This window comes from Lentzea sp. NPDC060358 (assembly GCF_042725365.1).
Lineage (GTDB): Bacteria > Actinomycetota > Actinomycetes > Mycobacteriales > Pseudonocardiaceae > Lentzea.
Window position 1 is genome coordinate 1 of sequence record NZ_JBHXCW010000406.1, and the last position, 4,045, is coordinate 4,045.

Below are 4,045 nucleotides of genomic sequence, written 5' to 3' on the forward strand. Positions count from 1 at the left end.
AGATGTCGCAATCCACACCGAACCCGGAGGCCCTCCCTCAATCCAAGATCATCCGATCACGTGTCGGACCGTTCCTAACCTCTCAGGTCAGTACAGCTAGTCCTCGTCGTCGCCGAAGTTCGCGGGGTCGGCCGGGTCCCAGGACAGGTCCGGCTTGTTCCAGTCGTTGTCGCGCAGCATCCGCTTCGACTCCTTGCGGTACCGGCCGACGAGGCGGTCGAGGTAGGTGAAGCCGTTGAGGTGGTCGGTCTCGTGCTGCAGGCAGCGTGCGAAGAAGCCGGTGCCCTCGACCTCGAACGGCTGCCCGTCGAGGTCGAGCCCGGTCACCTTCGCCCACCGGGCGCGGCCGGTCGGGTAGGCCTCGCCGGGCACGCTCAGGCAGCCCTCGAAGTCGTCGTCGGGGTCCGGCATGGTCTCCGGGACCTCGGAGGTCTCGAGCACCGGGTTGCAGATGGCGCCGCGGTGGTTCCTGCCCTCGTCGTCGGGGCAGTCGTACACGAAGAGCCGCAGGTCGATGCCGATCTGGTTGGCCGCGAGGCCGACTCCGCGGGCCGCTGCCATCGTCTCGAACATGTCGTCGGCGAGGGTCTTCAGCTCGGTGTCGAACTCGGTGACCTCGCGCGTCGGGTGGTGGAGCACGGGGTCGCCAACGATGCGGATGCGGTGCACGGCCATGGGCAAACTTTAAGCGAGCCAAAACTGTCGGTGTCGCGCGGTACGTTGGAACGATCACGTGATTGAATTGCCCGCACCTGAGATGGTGTGGCGACCGTGGGGAGCCAGATGGATCACACCGAGACGCTCACCTCCGCTGACGGCTTGACCAGCCGCGACCGCACGATGCTCGCGTTCGAGCGCCAGTGGTGGAAGTACTCGGGATCCAAGGAACAGGCCATCAGGGAACTGTTCGACATGTCCGCGACCCGCTATTACCAGCTGTTGAACGGTCTCATCGAGTCCGAGGCCGCCTTGGCCGCAGACCCGATGCTGGTCAAACGGCTGCGGGGAGTGCGGACTGGCCGCCAAAGGGTGCGCGCACGCGCCAGGAGCACCGAGGACCGATGACCTCCCCCGAGTCCGCAAGCCCGTCCCGTCCCGCCAAAGCCGCCGGTTTCGCCCTGCTCGGCGTCGCCGCCGTCGCGCTCGTGATCGGCGTCATCAGCCTGTTCGGCGGGGGTTCCGACACACCGCCGGTCGCCGAGGGGTCGTCCTCCGCGCCGCCGCCGGCCACCACCTCGGTCGCGGAGTCCTCGGCTGCGCCGTCCTCGGTGCCGCCGTCGTCGGCTCCGCCCGCGACCACCTCCGCCGCCGCGCCCACCACGTCCGCCGCCGTGCCGCCTCCGCCGGTCACGCAGCCGGGCGTGGCCAAGGAGCCGGTGCGCGTCTACAACAACTCGACCATCACCGGGCTGGCCTCGAAGGCCTCCGACGAGGTCAAGGCCAACGGGTGGACCGTGGCCGGGACCGGCAACTACTCGCAGGGCACCATCCCGACCACCACCGTGTACTTCCGGCCGGGGACCGCCGAGGAAGCCTCCGCCAAGGAGCTCGCCGGGGTGTTGCGGGCTCGGGTGGAGCCGCGGTTCGACGGGATCGAGTCCTCGGCGCCGGGGATCATCCTGATCGTGACCAACGACTACCAGGGTGCCGCCAAGTCCAAGTAGGTCCGCGGCAGCCCGCGGCATCGTGTTGCTGCCGGGGGCTGCCTGGCCTGTCCGGTCAGCGACCTGCCGCGTAGGCCGCCAGTGAGGCGAGCTGGGCCGGGTTGAGCGACGGCCGGACCACCTCGCGTGCCTTCGCCAGGTGCGTCTGGGTCACCTCGGCCGCCTCCAGCGACTCCCTCATCGCCGTCAGCGCCGCCTCGCGCACCAGGGCCGCGCAGTCCGCCGCCGAGTACATCTCCAGCTCACCGGCCAGCGCGGACAGGTCCACGTCGCCCGCCAGCGGCGTGTTGCGGGAAGCGGCTTTCAGGATCTCGACGCGTGCGTCGGCGTCCGGCGGCGGCACGTAGACGAGGCGTTCGAGCCGGCCCGGTCGCAGCAGCGCCGGGTCGATCAGTTCCGGGCGGTTGGTCGCGGCGATCACCACGACGTCCCGCAGAGGTTCGACGCCGTCCAGTTCCGTCAGCAGCGCGGCCACCACGCGGTCGGCCACGCCCGCGTCCGACGACTGGCCCCGGCGCGGGGCCAGTGCGTCCACCTCGTCCAGGAACACCAGGGCCGGGGCGGCGTCGGCGGCGCGGCGGAAAAGCTCGCGGACCGCTCGTTCGGACTCGCCGACGAACTTGTCCATCAGCTCGGCGCCCTTGACGGTCAGGACGTTCAGCTGGCCCGAGCCCGCCAGCGCGCGGACCAGGAACGTCTTGCCGCATCCCGGCGGGCCGTAGAGGAGCACGCCGCGGGGCGGGTCGACGCCCAGGCGGGCGAAGGAGTCCGGGTAGCGCAGGGGCCAGAGCGCCGCCTCCGTCAGCGACTGCTTGACCTCCTTCATGTCGCCGACGTCCTCGAGCGTGAGCCCGCCGGTCTGCACGGTGTCGGAGGCGGACATCGAGATCGGCCGCACGGTTTTCAGCGCACCGAGCAGGTCTTCCTGTCCCACGCGGGGTTCCGCGGCCTCGCGCTGCCGCAGCGCGGCCCGCACCGCCGCCTCGCGGCGCAACGCGCACAGGTCGGCGGCCACGAAACCCGGCGTGCGGGCGGCCACCTCGCCGAAGTCCACATCGGACTGGACGGGCACGTCGCGCAGCAGCACGCGCAGCAGTTCGGTGCGGCCGGAGGCGTCCGGCAGCGGCAGCGTCAGCTCGCGGTCGACCAGGTCCGGCGCGCGCAGGCGGGCGTCCACCGACTCGGCGCGGGCCGACGTGACCACGAGGGCGAGGTTGGGACGCGACACGGCGGTGCGCAGGATGTCGAGCACGACCGTCGCGACCGGGGGCGGCGCGGTCGGCAGCAGCGAGTCGACGTCGGTGAGCAGCAGGACGGTCGGCTGCTCGGGCACACCGGCGATCGCGTCACCCAGCTGCTTGGCCATCGCACCCGGCTCCAGCACGGCGATGCTCGGCGCGGCCAGCTCGACGACGTCCGCGCCGACGGCCTGCGCCACGGCCCTGACCAGCGTCGCCTTGCCGACGCCCTCAGGCCCGCTGATCATGGCCGCCAGTCGTGCGGACGCACCCAGCTTGGTGAGCAGCTCCGGCTGGCGGAACATCAGCTCGAGCCACTCGGTCAGCCGCTTGGCCTGCTCGCGCTGGCCGACCAGATCGGCGACGGGCAGCGCCTCGTGCTTCTCCTGCACCACCACGGGCGTCACCTCGGCCGCCGGCGCCGAAGCGGAACGCCAGCCCACGACGCTCGACGGCTGCACGGCCACCGGACCCGCGGGGTCGGTGGAGGTGATGGTGATCAGCTCGTTCGTCCACGTCATGCCGATGGCGTTGGAGAGCTTGCGCCGCGTCTCCGACACGTTCGCGCCGGGCGGCGGCGCCAGGTCCTGCGGCAGCAACGACACGCTGTCGCCCACGGTGATGACCTTGCCGGTCAACGCCATCCGCACGTGGTCCGGCGTCAACGCGGTGGTCGCGAGCCGCGACCCCGCCACGGTGATCGACCGCGCCCCGGCCACCTGCACCGGCGCCACGACGATCTCGGACCCCTCCACCACACCCAGGTTGGTGAGGGTGACGTCGTCCACGAGCACCACGCCAGGCGGCTGCTCACCGGACGCCGCGAGGGCGGCGCTGACCCGGGCACCGGTCAGCTTCACCGCGTCCCACGCGCGCAGGCCCAGGGCGTCGAGCACCTCGGGGTGGAGGCGGACGACGCCGCGCCGGGTGTCCAGGGCGGACGGGGACAGGCGAGCCGTCAGCGTGATCACGCCGCCGACTCTAGTTGCTCGCGGCGAACGCGCCGTGCGTTCGGTCTGCGTCGGAAGCCCGACGAGCCGGTGACGGCTCCAAGGACCTCGTGGAGCCGTCCGTCGACCTCGGACGCGATGTCCTGAGAACGAGAGGTCGACGAACGTCGAGGGCCGGACACGAGTCATCGTG

4 protein-coding genes are annotated in these 4,045 nt (G+C 71.5%); 2 read left to right on the forward strand and 2 right to left on the reverse strand.

Annotated elements, in window-relative coordinates; genetic code table 11:
- Positions 1 to 96: 96 nt before the first annotated feature.
- Positions 97 to 675: a peptide deformylase gene (locus ACFWGZ_RS40065; RefSeq protein WP_382456814.1), complete on the reverse strand. Its 579-nt coding sequence runs from the start codon at positions 673 to 675 to the stop codon at positions 97 to 99.
- A 108-nt stretch (positions 676 to 783) separates the two neighbouring features.
- On the opposite strand from ACFWGZ_RS40065, the gene ACFWGZ_RS40070 reads away from it, so the two are divergent.
- Together ACFWGZ_RS40070 and ACFWGZ_RS40075 are read left to right on the forward strand one after the other, a co-directional pair.
- Positions 784 to 1,065, forward strand: a complete 282-nt coding sequence (locus tag ACFWGZ_RS40070; RefSeq protein ID WP_330856633.1) for a DUF3263 domain-containing protein — start codon at positions 784 to 786, stop codon at positions 1,063 to 1,065.
- Positions 1,062 to 1,664 carry a LytR C-terminal domain-containing protein gene (locus ACFWGZ_RS40075; protein WP_382456815.1) on the forward strand — a complete coding sequence of 201 codons (603 nt, stop codon included), beginning with the start codon at positions 1,062 to 1,064 and terminating at the stop codon, positions 1,662 to 1,664. Before ACFWGZ_RS40070 ends, ACFWGZ_RS40075 begins: the two co-directional genes overlap by 4 nt.
- A gap of 55 nt (positions 1,665 to 1,719) precedes the next feature.
- Here ACFWGZ_RS40075 and ACFWGZ_RS40080 read toward each other — a convergent pair whose 3' ends face one another.
- On the reverse strand, positions 1,720 to 3,873 hold the full coding sequence (locus tag ACFWGZ_RS40080) for an AAA family ATPase (protein WP_382456816.1): 2,154 nt from the start codon (positions 3,871 to 3,873) through the stop codon (positions 1,720 to 1,722).
- Positions 3,874 to 4,045 lie beyond the last annotated feature (172 nt).